We start from the raw sequence: 24,250 nt of genomic DNA on the forward strand, positions 1-24,250 counted from the left end.
ACTGTGATCAAACGTTATCTCATCACACTTTTATTATTGGCTGCTGCGGGAACTGTGGTTTATAGCTATTACCAGTCGTACTCAAGTAACCCATGGACCAGAGACGGACAAGTCAGCGCTTATATCGTCTCGATTACACCTCGAGTCACGGGTCAAGTCATTGAAGTGCATGTCGAAGACAACTCGAAGGTAAAAAAAGGCGATCTTCTTTTTGAGATCGATCCGAGTATTTACAAGGCGACCTACAGAAAAGCACTTGCGACTCAAAAACAAGCATTTGCCCTACTCGCCAAAGCCAAAAACGAAGAGCAACGCGCGTTGAATTTAGAGAAAAGAACGCCCGGTGCCGTGCCCGTGCTGACACTAAACAACTTGAACAACGCGGTAGAAACCAGCGCCGCAAATGTCGAACTGGCAAAAGCGAACGTAGAAGAAGCACATCTCAACCTTGAGTACACCAAGGTATATGCGCCTACTAACGGCTATATCACCAATCTGAACCTACGTGTTGGCTCTCAAGTTGTCGCGAATTCACCTGTGGTTGCGCTAATTGATGAAGATAGCTTCTGGATTGAAGGTTATTTCAAAGAGACTGATTTAGTCGGTGTCGATGCTCAGGACACTGCTTATGTGACCTTAATGATGCACAACAATGTTCAGCTAGAAGGACATATCAAAAGTATTGGTTTTGGTATCGCGAAGCAAGACGGCAGCACAGGTAATGATTTATTGCCAAACGTGAATCCAAACTTCCAATGGATACGCCTAGCTCAACGCATCCCTATCAAAGTGAAGTTAGACAAAATACCAGAAGACGTACAACTGCGTGTTGGTATGACTGCCTCGATCAAAATAATCAAAAATAGCTAGGTGATTCTTATGTTCACTGCATCGACTAAAGACGCGATTAAAGTCGCACTCTCTATCGTTATCGCAATCTGCCTAGCGTTGTGGTTTGGTTGGGAAAAACCGTATTGGGCTGCGATAGCCGTCGCAGTGATGGCATTGAACGAGAGCTTCGCCCATTCAATAAACAAAGGCCATAACCGGTTAATGGGAACCTTGTTAGGGACCGGTTATGCCTTTTTCCTCATTGCGATGTTTTCACAAGATCGATTTTTGTTTCTAACATTTCTTACCGTGTTCTTAGGCACTTGTATTTTCATGTCTAGTGACGAGAAATACGGCTACATCTTTTCAATAGGATTTACCGTGTGTTCGATTGTTGCTTGTATGGGCGGGTTTGATAACCAAACCACCTTTCACTTTGCTGTACTTAGACTTCAAGAAACACTATTAGGTGTTGTTGTGTTCTCTATTGTGTATCGCATCGTGTGGCCTGTGAATACTGAACTCAACTTTGTACAACGTTTCGAAACCAGTAAACAAGCGTTGTTAGATGCGATGGAAAAAACAGACAACATCGACATTGCCGCACTTGAAAGCAACACCGCGAATATTGATAAGCTGTATCAACTTTTAGATCTGCCACTGACCGGAAGCTACCACCTTAAAGAGAACATCCAAACATGGCGCTTGCGTATCGATGAAATGGCACATATCCAAGATACATTACTCAAACAAAGTAACAGCGAATCAGACTTAGATATCCAATGGGCAGTTCTTACTCACAACTTGAAGACGTTCGATGTATTAACACCAGAACAATCTCTTGTTGAGGGTGAACTCAATGTCATAGGTGATCATAAAGACGTGTCTTGGCATCATGCACATCGCACGTTTTTTGAACATTTGAATGAAGATGGGCGCAAAGTGCTGCAAGGCGTGTCGATGTTTATCACATCGCTGTTGATTTGGATTTATCTTCCAGTTCCAGGTGGTTTCATATTTCCTATGTTAGCCGGTGTATTCTCTTCTATGGTGCCGACCATGCCACCAAGCGTTATTAAGGACGCTTTTTATGGTGTGTTGGGTACAGGGTCGGTGGTTCTGTTGCAATACATCTTTGTGATGCCATTAATGACAGAACTATGGGAGCTGGGACTATTCTACTTCCTTAACATTATGGTGATATGGAAAGTGTTCGCGACACCTAAGCTCAAGGTACACCGAATATTGGGTATTAACTTATTAGTTGTTCTCACATCTGGTGCGCTCAACCTCACACCTGTTTATGGAATTGAAACGCCACTTTTGATGCTCGTAAACATTTTGATTATTCTGATGATAGCGAAGTTGTTTACTGATCTATTTAGAGTGAGGGTAACTGCTTAGAACTAAATGCGCTTAACAACTCACAACAAAACGGTCTGCCAAGTATTTTTACTTCACAGGCCGTTTTTTATCTATTGAAAATCATTATAAATCAATTGATTAACGCTAATTATTACTAAGTGAGGATAGCGTCCATCAAAAGCGATTAACGCGATCTGCCACCTCCTCTTAAAATCCTCTCATTGATTGACGCAATGCATTTTTAGTCGCGACATTCACACTAGCAATCCTAACGGATAAATACATAACAACTGAACACGACGTTCAGTATTACATCGACTGTTTGAGTCTCGAAGGTTTGAGGCCACTCAGCGTGGAAACCGTCATGAGTTTTTTTGAAATACGCACCAGCGCCTGTAAGACCCATACTCTTTCTGTGTTAGCGAGCGCCCTATTACTTACCACCCCCAATTTTGCGTCTGCGGCAGAAACCAAGACTTACAGCGAAGTTATGGAAAAAGGTCGAGCACTATTTGACAAATATGGCATCAGTCATGATTTACCAAAGCTAGCAATCAGTTCGCTCGTACAGGGCGAACACCTAGTTGAACACGCACATCGAACCATACAAATTGGCGATGAGGTTCGTGACTCAAGCGTCTATCTGATAAAAAACACAGACAGCAAAGGCAACATCGACCTGCGCATCAAATACAACCCGCAAGAGCTGGATGAAAACGAAAAACTGATCGATGAAATTGAAGAGTTTACGCGCACTGAGTATCGACTAAGAAATTATGCAGAAAGCTTCGATCCATCGTCAGTGAAAGTCAATGAAAAAGACAACGGCGACGTGACCATTAGCTTCAACTATTCGAAATACGGCTTACCACAAGACATCGCCTATTTCCGTTTCTTGAATGTTGATATTGAACTTGTAGGCGGCACACCAAAACGCATGGTAATCACCAACGACAAGCCATTTAATCTTGGTAAGTCAAAAGTCGATACCTATTACCAAGTGATTGATTTCCAAACGTTAGACTCTGGTAAAGTCGTTATTGAACGTAAGACAACTAACATCGAGGGTACGTCTAAAACGAAACCGATGACCATGAGCGCTGTAACTGAACCCGTCGCAATTTATGAAGACGACAACGGCGTTAATGTCCTGCATGAAGAGCGTCTAAAAGAAGTTTCAGATCCTCGTATGCAAGAAGCGAGTGTTAAGTTAGATCGAGTATTCCCTTTAATGGGTGACATGGTGCGTCGTCAAGGTATCGATTTACCCCTTCCATTCGGCGTATCAGTGGCTTATCGCAATCAAGATATGGATATACCCATGACAGATTACGTGATTGGTGGAGTGCGCTTGAATGATTTATTTGACCCGGAAGACAGTGTTGCGACGGTCAAAGCGGAAAGTGTTTCGATACGCGGCGACGTAAATATCTTGCCATTCTGGAATGTATTCGGGTACGTAGGAAAGGTAAACGTTGATGCGAATATTGACGCCTCTTATACCGGCGCCGCAGGTGAATACTTAAAAGACAAGCTCAATAACAAATTGCCAGGGCTAGGTAACGCACTTTGCGAAGGTGTCTCTGCCTTATGTAACAGTGGTCGTTTGAATGTACCACTTCATCTTGAATATGACTTACGCGGCGCGGGCACCACATTATCTGTTGGTTACAAAGAGTTCTTTGCCTCAGTCACAGGTACCTATTCACAAACACGCCTGAAAGGGTTGGATGATTGGGGTGATGGCATTGTGACGGTTCAACCCATGCTGGGTTACCAATTAGTCGATTATCGAGCTCAGTTTTTCGTGGGTGCTGAATACCAAGGTTTAAATTCACGTATGCAAGGCACCGTAAAAACCGACGACATCGAATTTGATTATGACGTTGGCGTCGATATCGACCAGTGGGCATTCCTAACAGGTGTTAACAAGCAGATCGGCAAAAACTACAACATGACCATGTTGTACAACAAAGGCGAAACTCGTTCGGCTGTGACATTGAACCTTGGCTACCGATTCTAACGGTCAAACCATCGCTCTATTGTGAATATAGATTCGTTAGAGCGATATTTTCATACGAGCCTCTGAAGCTCAGTCGTCCAGCAAGATGACAACTCAAATATATGCCATGTCGATGCTCCATAGATGGAGCGCAATACCCAATGGAACTGCAGGATTGTCGATACAAGTGCGTTTGATCGTAACTATACCGAATATTATTGTGGAAAATTAAATATGAATATTGCATACCGCTCACTTATCGCATTGTCTATTGCTACTGCCCTTATAGGCTGTGGCGACGATAGCCAACCAACGGTTCCTTTCCCTGATAAACCTGAACCTTTAATTCCAGCACCTTCAGAAACCTTTACCACTCAAATCGGCGATGTGATGATTACTGCGACCAAAGAAGAGCTGGTTGTTACATCTAATACCGAAGACGATAAACTGGCTTCTGTTGAGTCTTTTAAAGGCATTAAGTTTGCCGATGCAGAGCGTTTTGAACACAGCAATCCTGTCGATTTAACTGAACTGATCAATTCAGAAGGCATTGTTGAAGCAACGTCGTTTGGTGATGCTTGTCCTCAATTGAAGACCGTTTCACAGAACACATCTGAAGACTGTTTGAATCTGAACATTTGGCGTCCAGTAGGCGTAGATGCTGACGCAGAACTACCGGTTTATGTATTCATTCACGGTGGTGATTTCGAATACGGTTCTGGTGCAGAGCCGCTCATCCAAGGTGATACGGTGGTTGCTCAAGGAAGCGACGATGGTAAGCCTTTCATCTATGTAAACTTGAACTACCGTCTTGGTCAGTTAGGTACTCAATGGATTAAAGGCGCGAACAAAGATGGCAATTATGGTCTAGGTGACCAGAAGCGCGCCTTAGAGTGGGTACATAACAATATCGCTGACTTCGGTGGTAACGCTCAAAACGTAACCGTTATGGGTCAAGGCTCAGGTGCTATGTCTATCGGTTTCTTGCAGCAAGATGACGATATCGCAGGTCAATATTTCCAACGTGCCATCATGCAAAGCAACCCTTATGGGTTCGAGTATCCAAGTTATGACGTTGCTAAGAGCCGCAACAATAACTTTGATGCAGACACTTCGGTCGACGAGATCATGGCGTCGCAAGAAACAGCTTTGGATGGTATTGAACAGCTAAAAAATTGGTTGTTAGGTTCTTTGCAAATCCCAATTCTGAGCCCAGCCGCAGATGAGACGCCAATGTCAAACCTGATGCCTTATGCTCCTTACATATTGTGTGAAGAAACTTTCCTTGGTAGCTGTAGAGAATCAGCAAAATCACCAACGCAAGCAGGCTTATCAGTACCAACTGTCCTAGGTGAAAATGCACATGAAGCGAACAGCTTTGGCATGCTATTTAGCGCTACGTTCTTAATCCCGACGGTCATCGAGTTATTAACAAATGATGAACCTGAACTGCTTACTAACGAAGATCCAACAAAGCTAGCTCTAGCTATGGTTAACTGGTTAGAAGATGAAAACAACATCGTTCTTCTGCAACAAAAACTATCTGAGCAAGCAAGTGATGAAGTTTCAGCAGATCTTGTATTGCCAAGCAGTGCGTACAGCGCAGTAACGGGCTTATTTTATGGTGCCAAGCTAGAAGGTGATCTACTTGAAATGACTGGATGCATTGATACCAACGATATTGCGGGTACCGTAGGTTGCTTGGTCGAAATTGTTGAGATCACTAGCCACCAGCAAACCCAAGATATTCTGGCTCTAACTGATTTCTACCCTAACTCAGAATCTAGCTTTGGTGGCGCTCTTGACAACATGAAGCAATTTAAAACCTTGCTAAATGACACCTTGTTCAATGGTCCAGCTCGTCACATGGCAGTAAACAGCGGAGTAGAAGCAACGCTATACCACTTTGAGCACAAACCAAGCTTTAACATGTGGAACTATAAAACAGGTCTAAATGAAGAAACGGGCGAATACGACCAACTGCCAATCATTGATCTATTCAAAACGATTGGTTGCATCAGCGGTGCATGTAACGGTTCAGAACTGCCATTTATGTTCAACAAAGCTGTACGTTTTGATGGAAGCGAAGTAAATCCATCAAGCAAAGATAAAGCCCTTATGAACGAAATGTCGCGTCTTTGGTTTAGCGATGAATTGTTCCAGAGCTACCAGTACAGCGATGCTACCGACAATGTGCTTGTCATTGATGGTGCAGGATTCAGCGACAACAGCACTACCTTCGACTGGGACTATGTCACAAACCCAGGTGTTGATCCTAAGCTTCGTGAAGGTCGCTTAACGGGTCTAGCAGAGCAAGGTCTTATGCCTTGGGACTGGTACCTAAACTAAACATATTCAACACCCTTCCTACTTTAACGGCCAGCTCGCTGGCCGTTTCTATAACCAAATTTTATGTTTAAACGCAGGTTAGTTATGACACTTAGCAAACTAAAAACAGCATGCACAATAATGTTGATTGCTTTGGTCACAGGATGTGCCCAACCTTACCCCGATGTTGAACCTGACTTCGAAGCTAACTGGCAAAGCACAGAACATCAAGCCGAAGTCTATTTGATCCCGAGTGCGCCTGAAGCCTTTGCGCGCCGCATTGATCTGGTTCGCCAAGCAAAACACTCGATTGATATGACTTACTTCTCTTGGGAAAACGACACTCTGGGTCTGATGCTGTTAAACGAGCTGAAACACGCCGCTGACCGCGATGTGGCCGTGCGCCTCACACTGGATGACTTGTTGGTATTCAATGACAAATGGCTTGCGGAGTTGGACTCACACGCCAATATTGAGATTCGACTGTTCAACCCTTTTGAGTCACGTAAAGCTGGCTGGATTGGTCGTGCGCTCAACTTCTCTACTCATCAAAAACAGTTAGATAATCGGCTGCATGAGAAATACTTTAACGTTGATCACCAATCGATGATCCTCGGTGGGCGCAACATCGGTGATGACTACTTTGGCTACAGCGAAAGTGCCAACTTCTTTGATATGGATGTGCTGTTTAAAGGCGACGTGATTGCTGCTTTCGACCGAAACTACCAAGCGTTGTGGAACAGTGAGCATGTAGTGCCAATTCAAGAACGCATTAAAATCAAAGAGAAAGAGCAATACCAAGCGTTCACCAAAGCGTTGAACAAAGGTGAAAAGAATCAAGCATTGATCACGTCTGAAGTCGAAAGGCAGATAAAGAGCTTAAACCAACCGAAGTTCATTTCAGCCTCTGTCACGCCGGTATTTGACTCACTGGAGAAACTCAATGACAACAAGCCCTACTTTCGCCAACGTATTGAACACTTGATGAAGCAAAAAGTACCGACACCTTCTAAGGTTATTATTTCTACGCCTTATATGGTGCCAAGCGATAACAAGTTTGTATTCGTCGATGCACTTAGAGAGAGCGAAGCCGAAGTCACCTTACTGACGAATTCATCGGCTTCTAATGATTCGGGCTTTGTGCCTGCGTATTACGAAAAACACCGTGAGACTCTACTCGACAAGGGCGTAAGTATCTATGAGTACAAAAGCCAAGCGATCAATGATGATCACTACTTTCATGTTGATACCTACTACCACAACAAGACAGTAATTTTAGATGAGCGTGTCACCTATATTGGCTCTTCTAACTTCGATCCAAGATCAGACTTTCTCAACGTTGAGTTTGGGGTGTTGGTTGACAGTGAAGAGTTTGCGAAGCAAGTGACACACTACTTAACACGTCAGAAAGAGGAGTTGTTCTGGGCTGTGTCGCGAGAACAATCAGGTGACACCATCTGGGCTTCAGAGGAACAAATCCATACTAAGAACCCGAACTACAGTTCATGGAACAAGGTACCTGATTGGTTATTTCGAAAAATGAATGGCGAGTTCGAGCTTTAAGTGTTCAGCTTCGAATCTTAATTTTTAATTTTCTCCAGTCCAAATGTAAAAAAGCCGCGTAATTCGCGGCTTTCTCATGTTTCAAATACACGTATCTGAGCTTATAGACGGTAGGTCATCGCTCTTTGGGCTACGTAGTTCACCATATCAAGCGTTGTGAAGATCGAATTAACATCATTAATGTTGTAATCCACATGTCCACGCTCCACATATTGCTCAGCGAGACGGTAAATATCAACGACACGCTCAGCTACCGCTTCCATAGGATCAATAAAAGTGACTGTTGGAAATGCCGTTTCAAGTTGCTTTCTAACCAAAGGAAGTTCCGTGCATCCCCAAATAACCGTATCAACGCCCTTCTCTACGATGGATTGAATCGCTACAGCAAGCAGTGCGGCATTACGCTCAAACTCGCCCGCTTTGATCCCGTTGGTTTCTCGGATTGCTTGTCCACACTCTGTCATCTCACCGGTTACTTCACCATAGATAGCACTATGCACGTTATGCTCTTGCTCAAAGGAATCTGGCTTAACGAACACCAGATTCGCGTCCGTTAGGTAACGATCATAGATTCCCGAATTGTATGTGCCGTTGGTACATAAAATACCAACAACAGATTCAGAGTTCTGCTCTTTGATTTGATCAACGGTGGTTTGAGCATGTCGACGATATAAACGTTGGTGTGCTTTTGAACCTCAGGTCTAAAGTAATGAGCGGTGTTACAGGTCATTACGCCAAACTGAACATTGGCATGTTCTAAAATGCACGCTGACTCAATCAGTTCAGGCACAGGATCGGTACCGCCTTCGTTAATCACTTCAGATCGATCGGGGATATCTGAGTTTTTCACCACTATCATGGCCATGTGGTCTTAGTCTTTAAGTGCGCCGTGTTCAATTTCTTTCTTGGCGACGATATCTTGGAACAGAGCATCTGCTTCAGGGCCCATATTACCAAATACACCGAATCGTAGCTTTTTCATTGTTTTTACCTTTGTGTTTGCTAAAGCACAAAGGTTATTACGCTCTTTCGATTTACTTGAATCCTATTAGATGGTTCGCATCCTCGCGAGTGCATAAACAGCGTACAAAAATCAGAATTGAGTACCAAAGGAAAAATGAATACGAAATTCGTCGCCTTCAGGCGCATCTAAGCCGTAAGCAAAATCGAGCTTAACTGGCATTAACTGTGAGTTCCAAATCAAACTCACGCCCGTCCCACGCTTCCAATCCGCTTGTTGATCAAATGCATCACCCACATCAAGAAATGCGCCCAACCAAATTGAACGATAGACTTGATGCTGATATTCGAGCCCAGCAGTTAACATATAACGTGCCCCCGTTAGTTCACCATTCTCGTCTCTAGGGGAGATAGATTCGTAACCATAACCTCGCAGGTTTCCATCGCCACCAGCAAAATACCGCAGTGACGACGGCACATCAGATAATGATTTGGCAATGTTGATGCCTACGTTGGAGCGGAAATGGAGCTTCTGCCTGTCACTAATATCCCATGAAAGGACACTGTTTCCTTCCAACCGCAACAGCCTTGAGTCAGAGAACAGACTAGGGTCAGAATACTCGACAGAATAGATGTGTCGATGATTGAGCTCCAACTGATCATTTTTACGATCAACCTGAGAAAAACTGATGCCAGGTAACAGCAATTGCGATTGATCTTCCTCAGACGCCTGACGGTACTGTTCGTGCAAGTATTTGACATAAATGGTGCTTTGCCAATCACTGTCTAATTGCCAGTAACGTTCGAACTTAAGATCGTTTGTAAAGCTATTGGTGTCTCGATGATCAATTCGTTTCGATTCAAACTGAATACCAAAGTAATCCGTTGTGACTTTCTCTGTGGGGATTTTGTACCCCAACTGAAGTGATTGCTCCTGTTCAGACAAATATGTCTGTGTTTCAAAGCTGTGGCCTCTCCGGTTATACCAAGGCTTTGACCAACTGAGAGAGGCGCGTAAACCGAGATCAGTAGAATAGCCGCCACCGACCTGCACGATATTTCGAGAACTTGGCTCGGCAATGATTTCAATTGGAACTTCTAGGTTGTCATCAAGTTTGTCAAAGTCACCATGTACGATGACACTTCGAAACCATTGAGTGTCTGACAAATCAGATTGCAGTTCACCTAACTTGATGGTGTCAAAGTCATCACCTTTTTTAAAGGTGGGTATTTTCTCGATACGAGTAGGGTCAACCCCATCATCAGGAATACTTATAGAACCGAACTTGTAGCGTGGACCACTTGCAAAATACAAGTGTATATTCGCGATGTTCTCGCTAGGAATAACTTCAATCTTTGACTCGATAAACCTGCCGTCAAAATAACCTTTCCGCTTTGCTAAAGAGAAAATCGCACGCTTAGTTTGGTCATATTCTTGGTGAGACAAAGTTAAACCTGAGCCTAACTTGCTTTGATTGAGTATATTGATGAACTCCGCATCTAGGCTAGCTTCACCTGTTATTTTTACTATCGATTCTGCGATGCGCATGACAGGACCAGAATCGATGTTAATGATCACGTTATCAGAATCATTGAGGTCGATATCGAGCTGTGGGTGATAATAACCATAAGGGTTGAGTGCATCTTGAATACGTTTAGATAGCTTCGTTTTCGATAGCTGTGATGCAGGAACATCGGCTAAAGGTTCTAAATATAATTCTACATTTTCGGTGAGAGTTTTATTAACCCCTTTAACCTCAAATTCAGCAGCACTAGAAGAGTGTTGGGTAAACAGGAAAAATGAAGTGGCCAGCACTAATTGTTTAATCGAGGTCTTCACGCGGTTACCCAATTGCTCAAAACCCGAACAGGTTATGAGCAAAGCGTTAAATCGCTGAATCTCTTATGGAGGACGCTATCCTTCGAACGGATTATCGGGTTGTTTAACACCGCAACAGTCGTTTATTAACGACTCAAATCCCAGCCCTACAGACACAAAAAAGGCGCAATTAAGCACCTTTTGAATGTCTATTACTTATTGATTTATATGGCTTGCTGATTTATATGGCTTGCTGACTCAAGATCAGTTGTTGTTCAGCCACACATCTTGGTTTTTTGGAGCTTTCTTTTTCTTTTTCTTCTTGCCAGTACCGGCCGGTGGCGCAACAGGTTTTAGTGCTGCGATCAGTTCAGCTGTCGCTTCTTCATCCACTTCAAAGCCTTCAATTTGCTCACGCTCAAGACGAATCTTGTTCTTCTTCTCGATGATTTTGAAGTGGTGGTAATCTTCGTGATCGATCAGAGATAACGCAAGACCAACTTCACCTGCACGACCACTTCGGCCGATACGGTGCATGTAGTCTGACGGGCTACGCGGTAAGTCAAAGTTGATTACCACTGGAAGCTTCTCAATATCCAGACCACGTGCCGCGATGTCTGTCGCGATCAGAACGTCAATCTCGCCAGATTTGAAATCTTCTAGGATACGAGTACGTGAACCTTGCCCTTTATCGCCGTGGAATACTTCTGCGATGATACCGCGCTTGTAAAGCTTGTCTGCTAGGTGCTCACAGCTGTTCTTCGCATTAACGAAGATCAGAGCTTGGCGCCATTCATGTTGTTGAATTAGGTGTGCGAGTAACGCTGTCTTGCGACCTTTTTCTACTTCGAATACACGTTGAACCAGTGTGCTCGCATTGGCACTTTGAAGTTGAACTTCAATTGGATCGCTTAGAAGTTCGTGAGTCAGCGTTTTAACTTGCTCTGGGAAAGTTGCAGAGAACAACAAGGTTTGTTTTTTGCTCGGCAAGAGCTTCAAGATTGCATCAAGTTCTTCGGTAAAACCTAGGCTTAGCATTCGGTCAGCTTCATCAAGCACTAACGTTTTCACTTTGTCTAACTTGATAGCGTTGCTTGAAATAAGGTCAAGCAGACGACCCGGTGTTGCCACCAAGATATCAGTGCCGCCACGTAGCGCCTGCATTTGAGTGTTTACCGATACACCACCAAACACACAAACCGTTTTAATCGCGCCATTGAAATGCACAGCGTAAGATTTAACGCTGTCAGCCACTTGCTTAGCAAGTTCACGAGTAGGAACCAAGATAAGGCCAGAAACAAAGTTACCTTTGCCTGAACGACGGTCCAGAGGGGCATCTTCATGAATCTTTTGTAACAGTGGAAGTGCAAATGCTGCGGTTTTACCTGAACCGGTATTTGCGCCTGCAATTAAATCGCGTCCTGCTAACACACTTGGAATAACTTGCGCTTGGATAGGCGTTGGCTGTTGGTATTCAAGCTCAGATAAACGAGCCATCAAAGGAGAGATTAAGCCAAGATCAGAGAAGTTGGTTGGTGTAGTGGTGTTAGTCATTAATTGCAGGAACTCAAAGCTAAAATAATAGCGCGCTATATTAACGTATTTCAGCAGTATTACGTAACTAAATCGCCCTTTCGCTTCTATGTCACTGATTAATATCCGTCAGAAGCGAAGTTATCGATGTGAGAACCTCGATACTCGCCGTACCAACTTCGTCTAAGAGTATTCCAGCTACACAATTGTCGTGGGTTGCAGTTAGTTCAGCCAACCTGCTACCGTTTGTTCCGGTGCATACGAATTCGGCTCGGTTAACCAAACAGCGACTGCGTCTGGTGTAGCGACTAGCGGATCAAAGTCCACATTGAATTGCCACTCAGATTCACCACGTTGGTAGCCATCGTACACTACGACAAAATCATGCTCTAACTTCTTACCTCTGTTTTCACCAGCTTTTACACTTGTGACTTCGTTCATCGCCAATAGAGCGATATGTGCCACATAATCACCTTTGCCTTCGTAACTTACGCTGAACGTATCGCCTTTATGGTTGACCGTTAGCTTGGGGTTATTTTGTTGTTTAAGAGAAGGTAACGTTCTGTCTAACCAGTTAAAGTAACCGCGCCACTCTTTTCCATCGACAACAAAGCCCGGCGTGTAAACCCCACTTGTTAAGCCGTAAGCTTTATACAGTCGTTGCTTCTGACTGAACGCCTTACTCGCGAACTTGTCGCCCCAACCTAAGTAATCCCAATAATCGACGTGATAGGCAAGCGGAATAACTTGTGTCCAAAGTTTTGGATGGTCTTCAAAAGTACTGAGGTACTGATCAGCAGGTGGACAACTTGAACAACCTTCAGAGGTGAAGAGCTCGATAACCTGTGCGGGCTGGCCTTCATTACTCCAGGTTTGTGCAAGCGACACTGAGGAATAGAAGCCGATCGGTAAGGCAAATAAACAAAGTTTAATCAATGATGAATTGCGTTTGGCGTGTGACATACCGAGATCCTTGTACAAAGCGAATTGAATGGCGCTCAAATACAGACCGTTATGCCTAGGTTTTTCTTTCAGGTGCTTAGTTTACGAAGAGATTGAGTTTATTTCAGATACAAAAACGCCAGCTTTAGAAGCTGGCGTTTTCTTAAAATTCTATATTTACATGTTAACGCTGAGATTAACGGTTAATACCGATATCGCGTTGCATGTGACCAGATAGGTCGCTTGCGTAGTAACTACGTGGAGAGTTGTCTACGAAAAGAATATCGAAAATGTGTGCAATCAATCCTTTGAAGTTAACCGAGTAGGTTTTCTTATCCATAGAGTTAGGAACAGCGATAGTATTCATTTGTACTGCTTGAGCCATGATTGCCTCTCTATAAATTTATTAATGTGTTTCGTTCTGATGACAAGAATAATAGGTGATCTTTTGCAGGTTAAAAAATGACTAAAATTAGATTTTGGGATTAGTTTTTCTAATAAAACAAACCATTAACAATGCCACAAAATAGATATGCAGATTATGTGAGTACAAATTCAACATAGTGTTTAAATCATGCATTTAGTACAAATACCCCGCAAACAACAGTGGCCAATGTCACAGAAAATTTACATAAATAAATTTTCCACTTCATCAGCCACGTGTTCATTATCGACTTTTCGATAAGTTATATTTGTTTTTAATTTACTTGTTCAATGCCTGGCTTCTTCGCATAAACCGACGCTATAACCGCAATCGTCATCGTAGAAACCAATACCGCCAATGACCAGTAAGTTGGGATAGCCCACTCGCTATCAACCAGAAGCATTTTCACACCAATGAACACCATGATGAATGAAAGCGCGGGTTTCAAATAGATGAACTTGTCCATCATACCTTGCAGTACAAAATACAACGAGCGAAGACCAAGTAACGCAAACACGTTAGCCGCAAGTACCAAGAACGGTTCTTGTGTTACCGCAAAGATCGCAGGGATAGAATCTAATGCAAACATCACGTCCATGACTGCGATCGCACCGATGACCAACATCATTGGAGTGAATGCCCATTTAGCACCCTGTTTAACCATTAATGCAGGGCCATGGAAGTCCTCTGTTACCGGCATCACTTTACGAAGTAGCTTTTCAGGCAGAGTATTCACACTCTCCTCTTCGCCCTTGTCTAATGCCAGCTTAATACCTGTACCAATCAAGAACGCAGCGAACACGTAAAGCACCCAGTGATATTCCGCCAATAGCTGTGCGCCTAGTGCGATCATAATTGCACGAAGCACCAATGCACCAATTACGCCCCAAAGAAGCGCACGAGGTCTTAGATGCTCAGGAACTTGGTATTGAGCAAAGATCATCGCAAAAACAAACAAGTTGTCTACGCTAAGGGATTTTTCTAACAAGTAACCCGTAATGAATGACACGGTTGCTTTTTGCGCTGTGTAGTCACTGTTCGGCGCATAAATGTCCCAAAATAGGTAAATCGAGCCAGCAAACAAAAACGCAAGTACAAACCAGAAAACACTCCAGATTGCCGCTTTCTTGATAGTAACGTTACCGCCACGAGTCTGATAGATATCAATAGAGACGAGAATAACCGTTAGCAGGAAAAAGCCCGCATAAGTCGTCATGATTGGCGATGAAAAAAAGGATTCACTATTTGTAGATAATAGAGATTGAGTTGAGTTCATTATTCCTCCGGGCGGAAGAACTGTACAAAGACCTTCCGCAAACAAAGCATATCAAGCTCCATTACGGATCTTGACTGTGATTGCGTTGGTCTCGTTGAAGTGAAATATGGGATTTCACTTTTACATACCGGATAGACTCTTGGCCTAACGAGATGACGATATGTAAACTTGCGCTAACTACTCCCCAAACGCGTGGATAATAATCCTCTGGTTGTGTTTCGTCTATATAAATTTGCACGGAAAAAGCAAAAAAGGAGCAAACGCTCCTTTCTGATTGATGCCACTTTGTCAAATAGACACGCGAATTGATTCTAAGAATAAATTCGCAAGTCAAACACACTATTGCACTGCGTAATGAAGTTGCAAAAAGAGCAATTTACAGCCCTGCGGCAGGTATTAAATACACTAACGCTGACCAAACTGATACCCAACCGACAACCGCTACCGCATCTAACCAATCTTTCTTATCCATGCATATCTCCACAAGAAGGCGACCTGCAGAGATAAAGCATAAACAATGCCAATTTTATAAATAACCCAGAGTAATAGTGTTAAATATCAGTATCAGCTTTAGTTATCTAAAACACTCCATACAATTCAACGGTTCATTGAGTTGAAGCGACTCTGGGTGGTCTTGCAGAAACTCGATGAAGCAGTCTGCCATAGAGTCAGTGGTGACCGTGCCATCACCGATCATATCCAACACAGCGTTATAGCCCTCTTTGCCTTTCATTGTATAGGCTGACGACGCGCCCCGGTAAATACGGTTGCGAGAAACAGCTTGCCAACCTGAATCATCAGAGTGAATTTCTAGATGGTGAATCCTGTGTCCTATAGGCGCTTCTTTGTGGTAACAAAACCTCAAATTATGTGTATAAGGAAAGCTACCTGAACCTGTGCCCACGACACCATTATCAATCGCGTTATTGATTGCACCTTCAAGCATGCCAGCGATCGTTTCACCTTTTACTTCATACACACCAATAGGTACGGCAAACGGTAGTAGTTTTCCGGCAATATCGGCAACAGAGACATCGCCGCTGTTCAGTGAATTTCTTACACCACCGGCGTTGTGAATGGCAAAGTCAACCTGATGCCCTTTCTTGTTCATTAGATGGTGAAATGATTGAGCAACCAAGGGGGCTAGTTGACTCGGGCCTTTAGCATCTGGAATACGTACATGGCGAAGTTTAGTGTCTGCATGAGCAATCACTTGTTGCTGAAGCCTTCGAACTCGCGGCTGGTATTTATCCGTCAGAATGCTCTGCAGCTCAGGATCTTTCTTACACACTGCAATATTAGGGTGATTGTTTAAAAACTCACACGCCATATCGTGGGCATCGTCTTGCCCTACTTCACTCAGTTTCGCGTCTATAAAGAGTCGACGGCCTAATAACAGTTCGTTTTTACCATTGAAGTGCGTCACTTTGCCTTGAGAATCGAACTCGATTTCGCAGTGTCCTAAGCTCATGGCGTGGAAACCCGCTTGCACAACATAGGTATCGCCAATTTTCACACCGTATTCATCATCTTTAACTAAGCCGATATCAGAGAAATCACCTTGTAAGCGATGACTATGACCACCAACGATGACACCAATACCTGTTACGTTGGCTGCTAACTCTAAATCAGCTTCGTAACCAAGATGGCTAAGTAACACAATCTTGTTGATACCTGCTTGATGGATTTGCTCAATGGTCGCTTTTGCTGTTTCCAAAGCATTTTCAAACGGTGTATCGATATCTGGGTTAGCGATGCCTGCCATCTTGTCGATGCTTAAGCCGAATATTGCGACCTTCTCGCCATCAAACTCTTTCGTTATAAAAGAAGCACTTCGTGTTTCAGGCCGATAAGGCTTAACAATGTCGTTGTCCGCTAGCGTATGAGTTTTATTGATATCCTCATTCGATAGATTCCAGTTACCGGCCAACAGCGGGAATTTGATTCTTTTCGCGAAAATCGCAACGGGCTCATTACCCATGTCTAACTCGTGATTACCGAGCGTCATGGCATCTATATTAAGGGCATTCAACAAATCGGCATTGGCTTTTCCCTTGAATAAGGAAAAGTACAACGTGCCTTGGAAGCAGTCACCAGCGTGCAAGAACAAGGTTCCAACCTTCTGACGCTGGGCATCTTGTTCTATTTGTTTGAAGCGTGTTGAAATTCGAGCAAAGCCACCAGCACTGACATAAGGTTCAATGATGTGGTTGTTCATTTTAAGTGATAGCTGTAACGAGGTTGGTTCAAAGTATGAGTGGGTGTCGTTGATGTGTGCCAACACTATTTTTGTCGGCTTATTCTTTTTAGTCATATTTTCTTCTCTCTTTGTCCCTTCATACTAGGTCGAGAATCATGACAGAATCGTGAATTTTATGAAACTGCACTGCAAAAAAATACTCGAGATAGATCAAAAATCTCATTTTGCACCGTATTAATAAACAACGGGTTTTGTGACAGGTGAGCATACCGGATTTGGATTTTTCGATTATGATTAAAGATATCTGTTAGCTTTCAAATAATTAGCAGAGCCTTCCGTTAGGAGTAAGCCTATGCAACTAGAAAGAATCGAGATTTCTGGCTTTCGAGGTATCAAGCGCATGTCACTCGCGTTTGACGAGCTAACCACGCTTATTGGTGAAAATACTTGGGGTAAGTCTTCATTATTGGATGCCCTTTCCGTCATTCTGCCCTCAGACGGTGTGCCATATCACTTTGAAATGACCGATTTTCATGTCGATTACTCTGTTTCACACCCGCAGTCTCAACATCTTCAAATTGTTCTCGCTTTAAAAGCTAACGATAAGAGCGAACTTAACGCAGGTCGTTATCGCAAACTCAAACCTATTTGGGTTCAAGATGAATTTGGCGTATTTCGCATCTACTATCGCATCAGCGCGACGTTAGAACAGTATGAGACAACAACACACTATGCATTTCTTGGTTTGGACGGTAATCCGCTCAAGCTTCATCATTCAGAAAAGCTTGCTCAAGAATTAATGACCTTACATCCCGTTATCCGTTTGCGTGATGCAAGGCACTTTGATCGTCCTTTCAACGGCAAGTCCCTTAACCACAATGCTCACCTGCCGACTAATGTTCACGCAACTAATGCAAATTCAAACGGGAACGGGAACCATCACACGAGCAATGGCACAACAAATGGAAACGGCGCCAATAACGGTAATGGTCGACAAGCAAGAATAGAAAAACGAATAGACAACACCTGCCGCCGTCTTATGGCGATACCCGGACATGTTAATAAAGGTGAAATGCGCAGTAGCCTAGAGTCGATGCAAAGTTTGATTGAGCACTATTTTTCTTTCAAAAGTACTTCTCGTCGTAACCCTAGAAAACAGCGAGACGGATTGCTTTATTCTGCGGGTGCCAATGATCAGAGTATTCATCAACTTGTCGAAGAGACCAAGAACAAACAAACTCGCTTATTATTCATGGGGTTACTTAACGCTTATCTACAAGCTAAAGGGCCAAACGACTTAAGGCGATGTGCGCGCCCTCTTTTGATCCTTGAAGATCCAGAAGGTCGATTACACCCAACACACTTGGCAAGGGCTTGGAGCTTGATGCAGAAATTGCCCATGCAGAAAATCCTGACCACCAACAGTGGCGACCTACTTGCGGCGGTTCCACTTCAATCGATTCGTCGCTTGGTTCGTCAGTCAGACAAAACCATCGCCAATCAACTCAACATGAACCATTTCAGTAAGGATGAACTTCGACGAATTGGTTTTCATATCCGTTTCCACCGCTCAGGGGCTCTGTTTGCTCGATGTTGGCTATTAGTAGAAGGTGAAACCGAGGTTTGGTTGTTCAATGAACTTGCCAACCAATGTGGCTATAACCTAGCAGCGGAAGGTGTGCAGATTATTGAGTTCGCCCAATCAGGACTTAAGGCGTTGATTAAGGTCGCGCAAGAGTTTGGCATCGATTGGCATGTGGTAACTGACGGCGATGCGGCGGGTAAAAAATACGCAGCAACGGTGCTATCGAAGCTTGGTAATGATCAGGAAAGACATCGACTCACGGAACTGCCAGATAAAGATATCGAGCATTACCTATATATGAATGGATTTGAGAGCTTTTTCCGTGACATGGTTAAGATTCCATACGATCACCCTATCCCTCCAAAGAAAGTGGTTGCCAAGGTATTGAAGAAACATGCAAAACCCGACCTTGCACTCGCCATTGTTTCTCATTGCGAGAATCAAGGACAAGAATGCATTCCGCTTTTATTAAGGTGGACATTAAAACGCGTGATCACCATGGCGAATGGAAATACCTAAACATAATTTGTTTTATAGATGCTATCAGTTGCTCTACTGATGAAATATTTAGCTAGTCGCCTCAACCAAAAAAGGCACACCAAACGGTGTGCCTGTATAAATCGATATACAAATTAATTGGGGGTTATCTTGCAAGAGTTCACAGTGACTAACTAAGGTTAGGTTAACGAATTAAGCCTTTGCCTGTTTAGCGTGTTGTTCAACAACTTCCGAAGATTGAGTCGATTTCTCGTGAAGCCATAGCCCCGTTGCTTTCATCAAGTATCCAAATACACCACCAAGCAGTAAAGATGGCACTACAAGTTGCCAATCACCACCTGCAGCAAACGTCGCACAGCAACCAATGAAGGTGCCTGGGATATAACCTAGCCACGCTTGTTTCGCTTGAATACACATAAAGAATGCCACAATAGCAGTAATCATGTAGCCTAAAATCTCTAACCCTGCGAAGGTTGAGCTTTCGATAATCACCATTGCCCAGAATACGCCAGTCATGTTGGTCAATAAGCTACCTGCTAGTCCTTTAACGCCGCCTGTTGGCGAAGCAAAGTAACTGGTGCAACCTAAGAAACCTGCCCATGACAATAAGCCGAAAGAGATAGCAATCCATCCCCATAGACCTGACAAAATACCTGTTGTTAATGAAATCGCGACTAATGTACTCATACTATTTCTAAAGCCTAATTACGTAATTGAACGCAACCGGATTTAGCCTCACTTAAAATCAAGTAAGCATACTATGGGAAGATAGCCCTTATTTAGCCGATCACGATCACATTAATAATGTATGCAGATGTGTATTTATCACTAGATAGAGACCGAAATCGCTTATTCAACACATTTGGTTATTAGCATTGGTGTTGAATAGCGGCTAAAGAACCGACCGTTTGCCTTTCATCATGCGCTTACCTTCACGCTTGATACATTCAGCAAGTGGGTTCTCTGCCATGTCAGCACGCCAAATAAAGGACAAGGTTCTTTCCATTTCAAGCTCAGAAACATTCAACGTCACAAGTTGACCTGACTCAACAAACTGTTCGACATCTAGATAAGGTAAACACGTTAAATATGGGCCGTTTGCAACCAAACTTCTTAAAACAGGAACGTGTTCATACTCTCGCCATACATCGAGATCGCCAATTAAATGGTGAATAGAGCTATCAAAAACTTTGCGAGTACCCGAACCATGTTCGCGTAATACCCACTTTGCTTGTTCTAATTGTGCCAAGCTGACTCGTTCACGCTTCGCAAACGGGTGATGAGCCGATGCAACCACCGTTAAATGGTCGGTACACCACACTTCTTGGTGAACTCGGTTGTCATCACAACGACCTTCGATAACACCCAAGTCATATTGATAATCTAATACACCATCAATGACTGCGTCGGTACTTTGCACGCCAAGCGAGATTCGCATCTCAGGAAAGTCGTTATCAATAATACTGATGAGATCCGGAACGAGGTGTTCCGCTGGAGTTTGGCTAGCACCTAATTTGAGTTCGCCACTCAACAAATGCTGCTCGTAAAAACCCATCTCAATTTGCTGCGCATCTTGCAGTAAACGCTTCGCTTTTGGTCTTAACCACATACCCCAATGAGTCAGGGCCATTTGCTTGCCCTGCCTTTCAAACAAAGGCCTGCCGAGCATTTTTTCCAACTGTGCAAGAGACATACTTGTTGCTGACTGAGTCAACGCCAATTTGTCTGCTGCCTGACTAACGCTCCCGGAGTCTGCTACTGCATCAAATACCGCGAGTTGCTTTAATGAATAACGCAAAATTCATCCTTAATGCTTTTAATTATTTGTGTCCTGATGCTCGTTTTTTATAAAGCCAATGAGCAATCAATTTCATTCTACGCGTAACCCAATCTATATCAATAAATTTGATGTGGTTTCTAAAAATTATCAATTTTACCTCTACCCCTCAACGCCCTAATCTGGAATGGCAGGACACAACGAGCCCTGCAAAACATTACTGATTAACCATTACGGATTAACCAGGTCATTAACACTAGGAATTACACATGACGGATTGTTCAAGGGGGGGATATGGCAACCAGCACTTCTGAAAATCATCAACTGTTCTCACCAACAGAAATGATGGCGGAAGCAGAGAAGTTTGCATTAAGTAAAGCAAATAAAACCAGCAGCATGACATTGAGTTTGGCAATCATGGCTGGCGCATTCATCGGGCTTGCTTTTTTATTCTACATCACGGTAACCACGGGCAGCGCTGATGCTGGATGGGGACTGAGTCGCTTAGCCGGCGGTCTTGCCTTCAGTATGGGTTTGATCTTGATTGTGATTTGCGGTGGTGAGCTATTTACCAGCTCAGTGTTATCAAGCATCTCATGGGCTAACAAGCAAATCACCTTCACGAAGATGCTGTCTATCTGGGGCAAGGTGTATGTCGGCAACTTTATCGGTGCCATGTTCCTATTGGCTTTGGTAAGCGCAGCAGGCTTGTATCAACTGGATGGCGGCCAATGGGGCTTAAACGCTTTAAACATTGCTCAACACAAGCTACACCACACCCCAGTTCAAGCGTTTGCTTTGGGTGTGCTTTGTAACTTGTTGGTGTGTTTAGCGATTTGGTTAACGTTCAGCTCTGCTAACGCAATGACCAAAGCAATGATGACCGTGTTACCCGTTGCAATGTTCGTAAGCTCAGGCTTTGAACACTGTGTGGCGAATATGTTCATGGTTCCGCTAGGCATCACGATTCAAGCATTCGCACCAGAAAGCTTCTGGATGCAAATCGGCGCAACACCAGCCCAGTATGCAGACCTAAACGTCATGCAATTTGTCACCGCAAACTTAATACCAGTGACAATCGGCAACATCGTAGGTGGTTCAGTATTGGTCGGCTTAGCGAACTGGAGCATCTACCGTCGCCCACAACTTAAAGCAGCAAAAATTACCGCTATTACACAAACAACAGAAATTACGTCAGTTAAGGAAATTACTATGAACACAGCAACTACTATCAAGCAAATCATGAACACTCAACCAATTACACTGAGCGTAGAAATGCCAACATCAGTCGCGATTGATACACTTTTAGACGCGCAACTTGTTAGCGCTCCTGTTTGCGATGTTGAAGGTCGTCTAGTGGGTATCTTCTCTGTTCATGACGTAATGGTTGACCTTTGGTGCCAAGATTACATCCCAACTAAAGGCCAAAAAGTTGTAGACCTAATGAGCCGTGACGTTGTGGCAATCGACGCAAACGACAAGCTAGTGGACGTTGCTGAGTTCCTATGCATCGACAAAGAGCAACTGTACCCGACGACAAGCATGGGCTTCGCTACTCGCCTGACATCTCTTTCTCTAGAAGAGCGTGCAAAAGCGATGAAAGTAAGCCAACCACATATGCTTCCAGTGTTAGAAAACGGCGTAATGGTAGGTGTGTTGACTCGCATTGAAGTGATGCAAGCACTACGTCCAATCTACGGTGACCGACTAAACGTGGTTCCACAAGCTGAACTAGAAACGGCTTAACTAATCTTAAGTTGAACTATTAGGGATTAGTAGTTCAATTAGATAACTCAGTCATGGCAACGTTGACTGGCTAGAGGTAAACGGTGGCTTTTAACGTACTAAACGGTTTGACACAAAACAGACCTAAACGCGTTGCCATTTATCTCAATAAAAAAGGCGCAAAGTGAAAACTTTGCGCCTTTCTCTATTTCTAACTGTTGCTTTCTAAGTATCTATTTAACTTTTGGTGTTACATAAGAGATTGATACTAGTTAGCGATCAACAATAGCTAGATTACTTCTTTACACCTTCAACGTGTAGATCCATATCTACATAGCTTGAAGCGCCCATTACTGGAATGTTGAAGTCAGCAAGTTCTAGACGAGTTGTACCCACGAAACCAGCACGCTCACCGCCCCAAGGGTCTTGACCAGCACCGATGAATTCAGCTTCGATAACGATTGGCTTAGTTACGCCGTGAAGCTTAAGGTCACCCATTACTTCAAGTTTGCCGTTGCCTTTATCAACCACTTTTGTGCTGTTGAAAGTAGCGTCAGAGAATTTACCTGCATCAATGAAGTCAGAGCTACGGATGTGCTTGTCACGCTCTGCGTGGTTTGAATCAAGGCTTGTTGTATCAATAGTTACGTTTACTTTTGATGCTTCAACGTTGCTTTCATCAAATGAGAAATCACCTGAGAATGTGTTAAAACGGCCTTGGATAAAGCTATAACCTAGGTGGCTAACTTTAAAGTTAACTGAAGCATGCGCACCTTTTGTATCAATCACGTAATCAGCGGCGTTCGCAGCGAAAGGCATTGCCATAGCAAATGCTAATCCTGTAGCGATAATTGACTTTTTCATTTTGAAGCTCCTATCATTTTTCGTAGCGTATCGTCTTTGTCGATAACGTGGTGTTTTATCGCCGCTAAGGCGTGCACTGATGCCATAATGATCAGTACCCATGCAGCATAGTAGTGAACCGTACCTGCGAGATCAGATTGGTTTGCAAACAGTTCGCCCATACTTGGTACAGTGAACCAATTGAATACCTCTATCCCGCGGCCATCTGATGTCGAAATCAAATAACCTGAAATAAACAAAACCGCTAAGTTGATGTACATGAAGCCGTGAGCGATCTTCGCTGCTGCAATTTCATAGCTTTTACCTTCCACTTTAGGTGACGCGGTAACTAGTTTCCAGACCAAGCGGATAACGGTAACGGCAGCCAAAAGAATGCCTACCGAGCGGTGATAGTCTGGCGCTGTTTTGTACCACTCGCTGTAGTATGAAAGATCAACCATCCACAGGCCTACACCAAATAAGCCAAATACCGCGAGAGCTGAAATCCAATGCATCGCTCTTGCTAAAGGGTTGTAATTTCTAACGTTGTTGTCCATGCATCTCTTCCGAATGTTAACG

At 43.6% G+C, this 24,250-nt stretch carries 17 protein-coding genes and 1 pseudogene; 7 read left to right on the forward strand and 11 right to left on the reverse strand.

What is annotated here, in order from left to right; translation table 11 throughout:
- Window positions 1–3: 3 nt before the first annotated feature.
- From AB6E54_RS12980 to AB6E54_RS13000, 5 genes are all read left to right on the forward strand, one after another.
- On the forward strand, window positions 4–870 hold the full coding sequence (locus AB6E54_RS12980; protein ID WP_017059803.1) for an HlyD family secretion protein: 867 nt from the start codon (window positions 4–6) through the stop codon (window positions 868–870).
- A 9-nt stretch (window positions 871–879) separates the two neighbouring features.
- Window positions 880–2,235 carry an FUSC family protein gene (locus tag AB6E54_RS12985; RefSeq protein ID WP_372106880.1) on the forward strand — a complete coding sequence of 452 codons (1,356 nt, stop codon included), beginning with the start codon at window positions 880–882 and terminating at the stop codon, window positions 2,233–2,235.
- 325 nt (window positions 2,236–2,560) lie between these two features.
- Window positions 2,561–4,219 carry a hypothetical protein gene (locus tag AB6E54_RS12990; protein ID WP_372106882.1) on the forward strand — a complete coding sequence of 553 codons (1,659 nt, stop codon included), beginning with the start codon at window positions 2,561–2,563 and terminating at the stop codon, window positions 4,217–4,219.
- A 213-nt stretch (window positions 4,220–4,432) separates the two neighbouring features.
- Window positions 4,433–6,547: a carboxylesterase family protein gene (locus tag AB6E54_RS12995; protein WP_372106883.1), complete on the forward strand. Its 2,115-nt coding sequence runs from the start codon at window positions 4,433–4,435 to the stop codon at window positions 6,545–6,547.
- 84 nt (window positions 6,548–6,631) lie between these two features.
- The gene (locus AB6E54_RS13000; protein ID WP_029235238.1) at window positions 6,632–8,089 is read left to right on the forward strand and encodes a phospholipase D family protein; all 1,458 of its coding nucleotides are present in this window, start codon (window positions 6,632–6,634) and stop codon (window positions 8,087–8,089) included.
- Between the two features lie 101 nt (window positions 8,090–8,190).
- On the opposite strand, the pseudogene AB6E54_RS13005 reads toward AB6E54_RS13000, so the two are convergent.
- The 7 genes and pseudogenes from AB6E54_RS13005 to AB6E54_RS13035 form a co-directional block, all read right to left on the reverse strand.
- A pseudogene (locus AB6E54_RS13005) lies at window positions 8,191–8,954 on the reverse strand (aspartate/glutamate racemase family protein).
- Window positions 8,955–9,182: 228 nt separating this feature from the next.
- Window positions 9,183–10,901, reverse strand: a complete 1,719-nt coding sequence (locus tag AB6E54_RS13010; protein ID WP_372106885.1) for an autotransporter assembly complex family protein — start codon at window positions 10,899–10,901, stop codon at window positions 9,183–9,185.
- 231 nt (window positions 10,902–11,132) lie between these two features.
- Window positions 11,133–12,422, reverse strand: a complete 1,290-nt coding sequence (locus AB6E54_RS13015; protein ID WP_017059810.1) for a DEAD/DEAH box helicase — start codon at window positions 12,420–12,422, stop codon at window positions 11,133–11,135.
- Window positions 12,423–12,623: 201 nt separating this feature from the next.
- A complete protein-coding gene (locus AB6E54_RS13020) occupies window positions 12,624–13,364 on the reverse strand; it encodes a DUF1223 domain-containing protein (protein ID WP_372106887.1) in 741 nt (246 codons plus the stop codon).
- 175 nt (window positions 13,365–13,539) lie between these two features.
- Window positions 13,540–13,728 carry a hypothetical protein gene (locus AB6E54_RS13025; protein WP_017059812.1) on the reverse strand — a complete coding sequence of 63 codons (189 nt, stop codon included), beginning with the start codon at window positions 13,726–13,728 and terminating at the stop codon, window positions 13,540–13,542.
- A gap of 313 nt (window positions 13,729–14,041) precedes the next feature.
- Window positions 14,042–15,043: a TerC/Alx family metal homeostasis membrane protein gene (locus tag AB6E54_RS13030; RefSeq protein ID WP_017059813.1), complete on the reverse strand. Its 1,002-nt coding sequence runs from the start codon at window positions 15,041–15,043 to the stop codon at window positions 14,042–14,044.
- A 574-nt stretch (window positions 15,044–15,617) separates the two neighbouring features.
- Window positions 15,618–17,357 (reverse strand): bifunctional UDP-sugar hydrolase/5'-nucleotidase, encoded by a 1,740-nt coding sequence (locus AB6E54_RS13035; RefSeq protein WP_372106888.1) that lies wholly within the window; start codon window positions 17,355–17,357, stop codon window positions 15,618–15,620.
- 238 nt (window positions 17,358–17,595) lie between these two features.
- On the opposite strand from AB6E54_RS13035, the gene AB6E54_RS13040 reads away from it, so the two are divergent.
- On the forward strand, window positions 17,596–19,347 hold the full coding sequence (locus AB6E54_RS13040) for an ATP-dependent endonuclease (RefSeq protein ID WP_065584984.1): 1,752 nt from the start codon (window positions 17,596–17,598) through the stop codon (window positions 19,345–19,347).
- 171 nt (window positions 19,348–19,518) lie between these two features.
- On the opposite strand, the gene AB6E54_RS13045 is transcribed toward AB6E54_RS13040, so the two are convergent.
- Both AB6E54_RS13045 and AB6E54_RS13050 read right to left on the reverse strand, forming a co-directional pair.
- Window positions 19,519–20,013, reverse strand: coding sequence for a DUF1097 domain-containing protein (locus AB6E54_RS13045; RefSeq protein WP_017059817.1), 495 nt, complete (start codon window positions 20,011–20,013; stop codon window positions 19,519–19,521).
- 205 nt (window positions 20,014–20,218) lie between these two features.
- The gene (locus AB6E54_RS13050) at window positions 20,219–21,124 is read right to left on the reverse strand and encodes a LysR substrate-binding domain-containing protein (RefSeq protein WP_102333462.1); all 906 of its coding nucleotides are present in this window, start codon (window positions 21,122–21,124) and stop codon (window positions 20,219–20,221) included.
- A 273-nt stretch (window positions 21,125–21,397) separates the two neighbouring features.
- Here AB6E54_RS13050 and focA point away from each other — a divergent pair, with 273 nt between their 5' ends.
- Window positions 21,398–22,849 carry a formate transporter FocA gene (gene focA / locus AB6E54_RS13055; protein ID WP_050650436.1) on the forward strand — a complete coding sequence of 484 codons (1,452 nt, stop codon included), beginning with the start codon at window positions 21,398–21,400 and terminating at the stop codon, window positions 22,847–22,849.
- 273 nt (window positions 22,850–23,122) lie between these two features.
- Here the strand turns inward: focA and AB6E54_RS13060 are convergent, their stop codons facing one another.
- Both AB6E54_RS13060 and AB6E54_RS13065 read right to left on the reverse strand, forming a co-directional pair.
- A complete protein-coding gene (locus AB6E54_RS13060; protein ID WP_372083714.1) occupies window positions 23,123–23,692 on the reverse strand; it encodes a YceI family protein in 570 nt (189 codons plus the stop codon).
- On the reverse strand, window positions 23,689–24,228 hold the full coding sequence (locus AB6E54_RS13065; RefSeq protein ID WP_017064631.1) for a cytochrome b: 540 nt from the start codon (window positions 24,226–24,228) through the stop codon (window positions 23,689–23,691). Before AB6E54_RS13065 ends, AB6E54_RS13060 begins: the two co-directional genes overlap by 4 nt.
- Window positions 24,229–24,250 lie beyond the last annotated feature (22 nt).

Source organism: Vibrio sp. 10N.247.311.49 (assembly GCF_041467655.1).
Taxonomy (GTDB): Bacteria; Pseudomonadota; Gammaproteobacteria; order Enterobacterales; family Vibrionaceae; genus Vibrio; species Vibrio crassostreae_C.

Excerpts from the sequence above, each read along its gene's own strand:
- AB6E54_RS13000 (WP_029235238.1), top strand. The coding sequence starts at position 6,632 with ATGACACTTAGCAAACTAAAAACAGCATGCACAATAATGTTGATTGCT.
- focA (WP_050650436.1), top strand. The coding sequence starts at position 21,398 with ATGGCAACCAGCACTTCTGAAAATCATCAACTGTTCTCACCAACAGAA.
- AB6E54_RS12985 (WP_372106880.1), top strand. The coding sequence starts at position 880 with ATGTTCACTGCATCGACTAAAGACGCGATTAAAGTCGCACTCTCTATC.
- AB6E54_RS13040 (WP_065584984.1), top strand. The coding sequence starts at position 17,596 with ATGCAACTAGAAAGAATCGAGATTTCTGGCTTTCGAGGTATCAAGCGC.
- AB6E54_RS12995 (WP_372106883.1), top strand. The coding sequence starts at position 4,433 with ATGAATATTGCATACCGCTCACTTATCGCATTGTCTATTGCTACTGCC.
- AB6E54_RS13065 (WP_017064631.1), bottom strand. The coding sequence starts at position 24,228 with ATGGACAACAACGTTAGAAATTACAACCCTTTAGCAAGAGCGATGCAT.
- AB6E54_RS13030 (WP_017059813.1), bottom strand. The coding sequence starts at position 15,043 with ATGAACTCAACTCAATCTCTATTATCTACAAATAGTGAATCCTTTTTT.
- AB6E54_RS13015 (WP_017059810.1), bottom strand. The coding sequence starts at position 12,422 with ATGACTAACACCACTACACCAACCAACTTCTCTGATCTTGGCTTAATC.
- AB6E54_RS13025 (WP_017059812.1), bottom strand. The coding sequence starts at position 13,728 with ATGGCTCAAGCAGTACAAATGAATACTATCGCTGTTCCTAACTCTATG.
- AB6E54_RS12990 (WP_372106882.1), top strand. The coding sequence starts at position 2,561 with ATGAGTTTTTTTGAAATACGCACCAGCGCCTGTAAGACCCATACTCTT.
- AB6E54_RS13035 (WP_372106888.1), bottom strand. The coding sequence starts at position 17,357 with ATGACTAAAAAGAATAAGCCGACAAAAATAGTGTTGGCACACATCAAC.
- AB6E54_RS13045 (WP_017059817.1), bottom strand. The coding sequence starts at position 20,013 with ATGAGTACATTAGTCGCGATTTCATTAACAACAGGTATTTTGTCAGGT.
- AB6E54_RS13060 (WP_372083714.1), bottom strand. The coding sequence starts at position 23,692 with ATGAAAAAGTCAATTATCGCTACAGGATTAGCATTTGCTATGGCAATG.
- AB6E54_RS13020 (WP_372106887.1), bottom strand. The coding sequence starts at position 13,364 with ATGTCACACGCCAAACGCAATTCATCATTGATTAAACTTTGTTTATTT.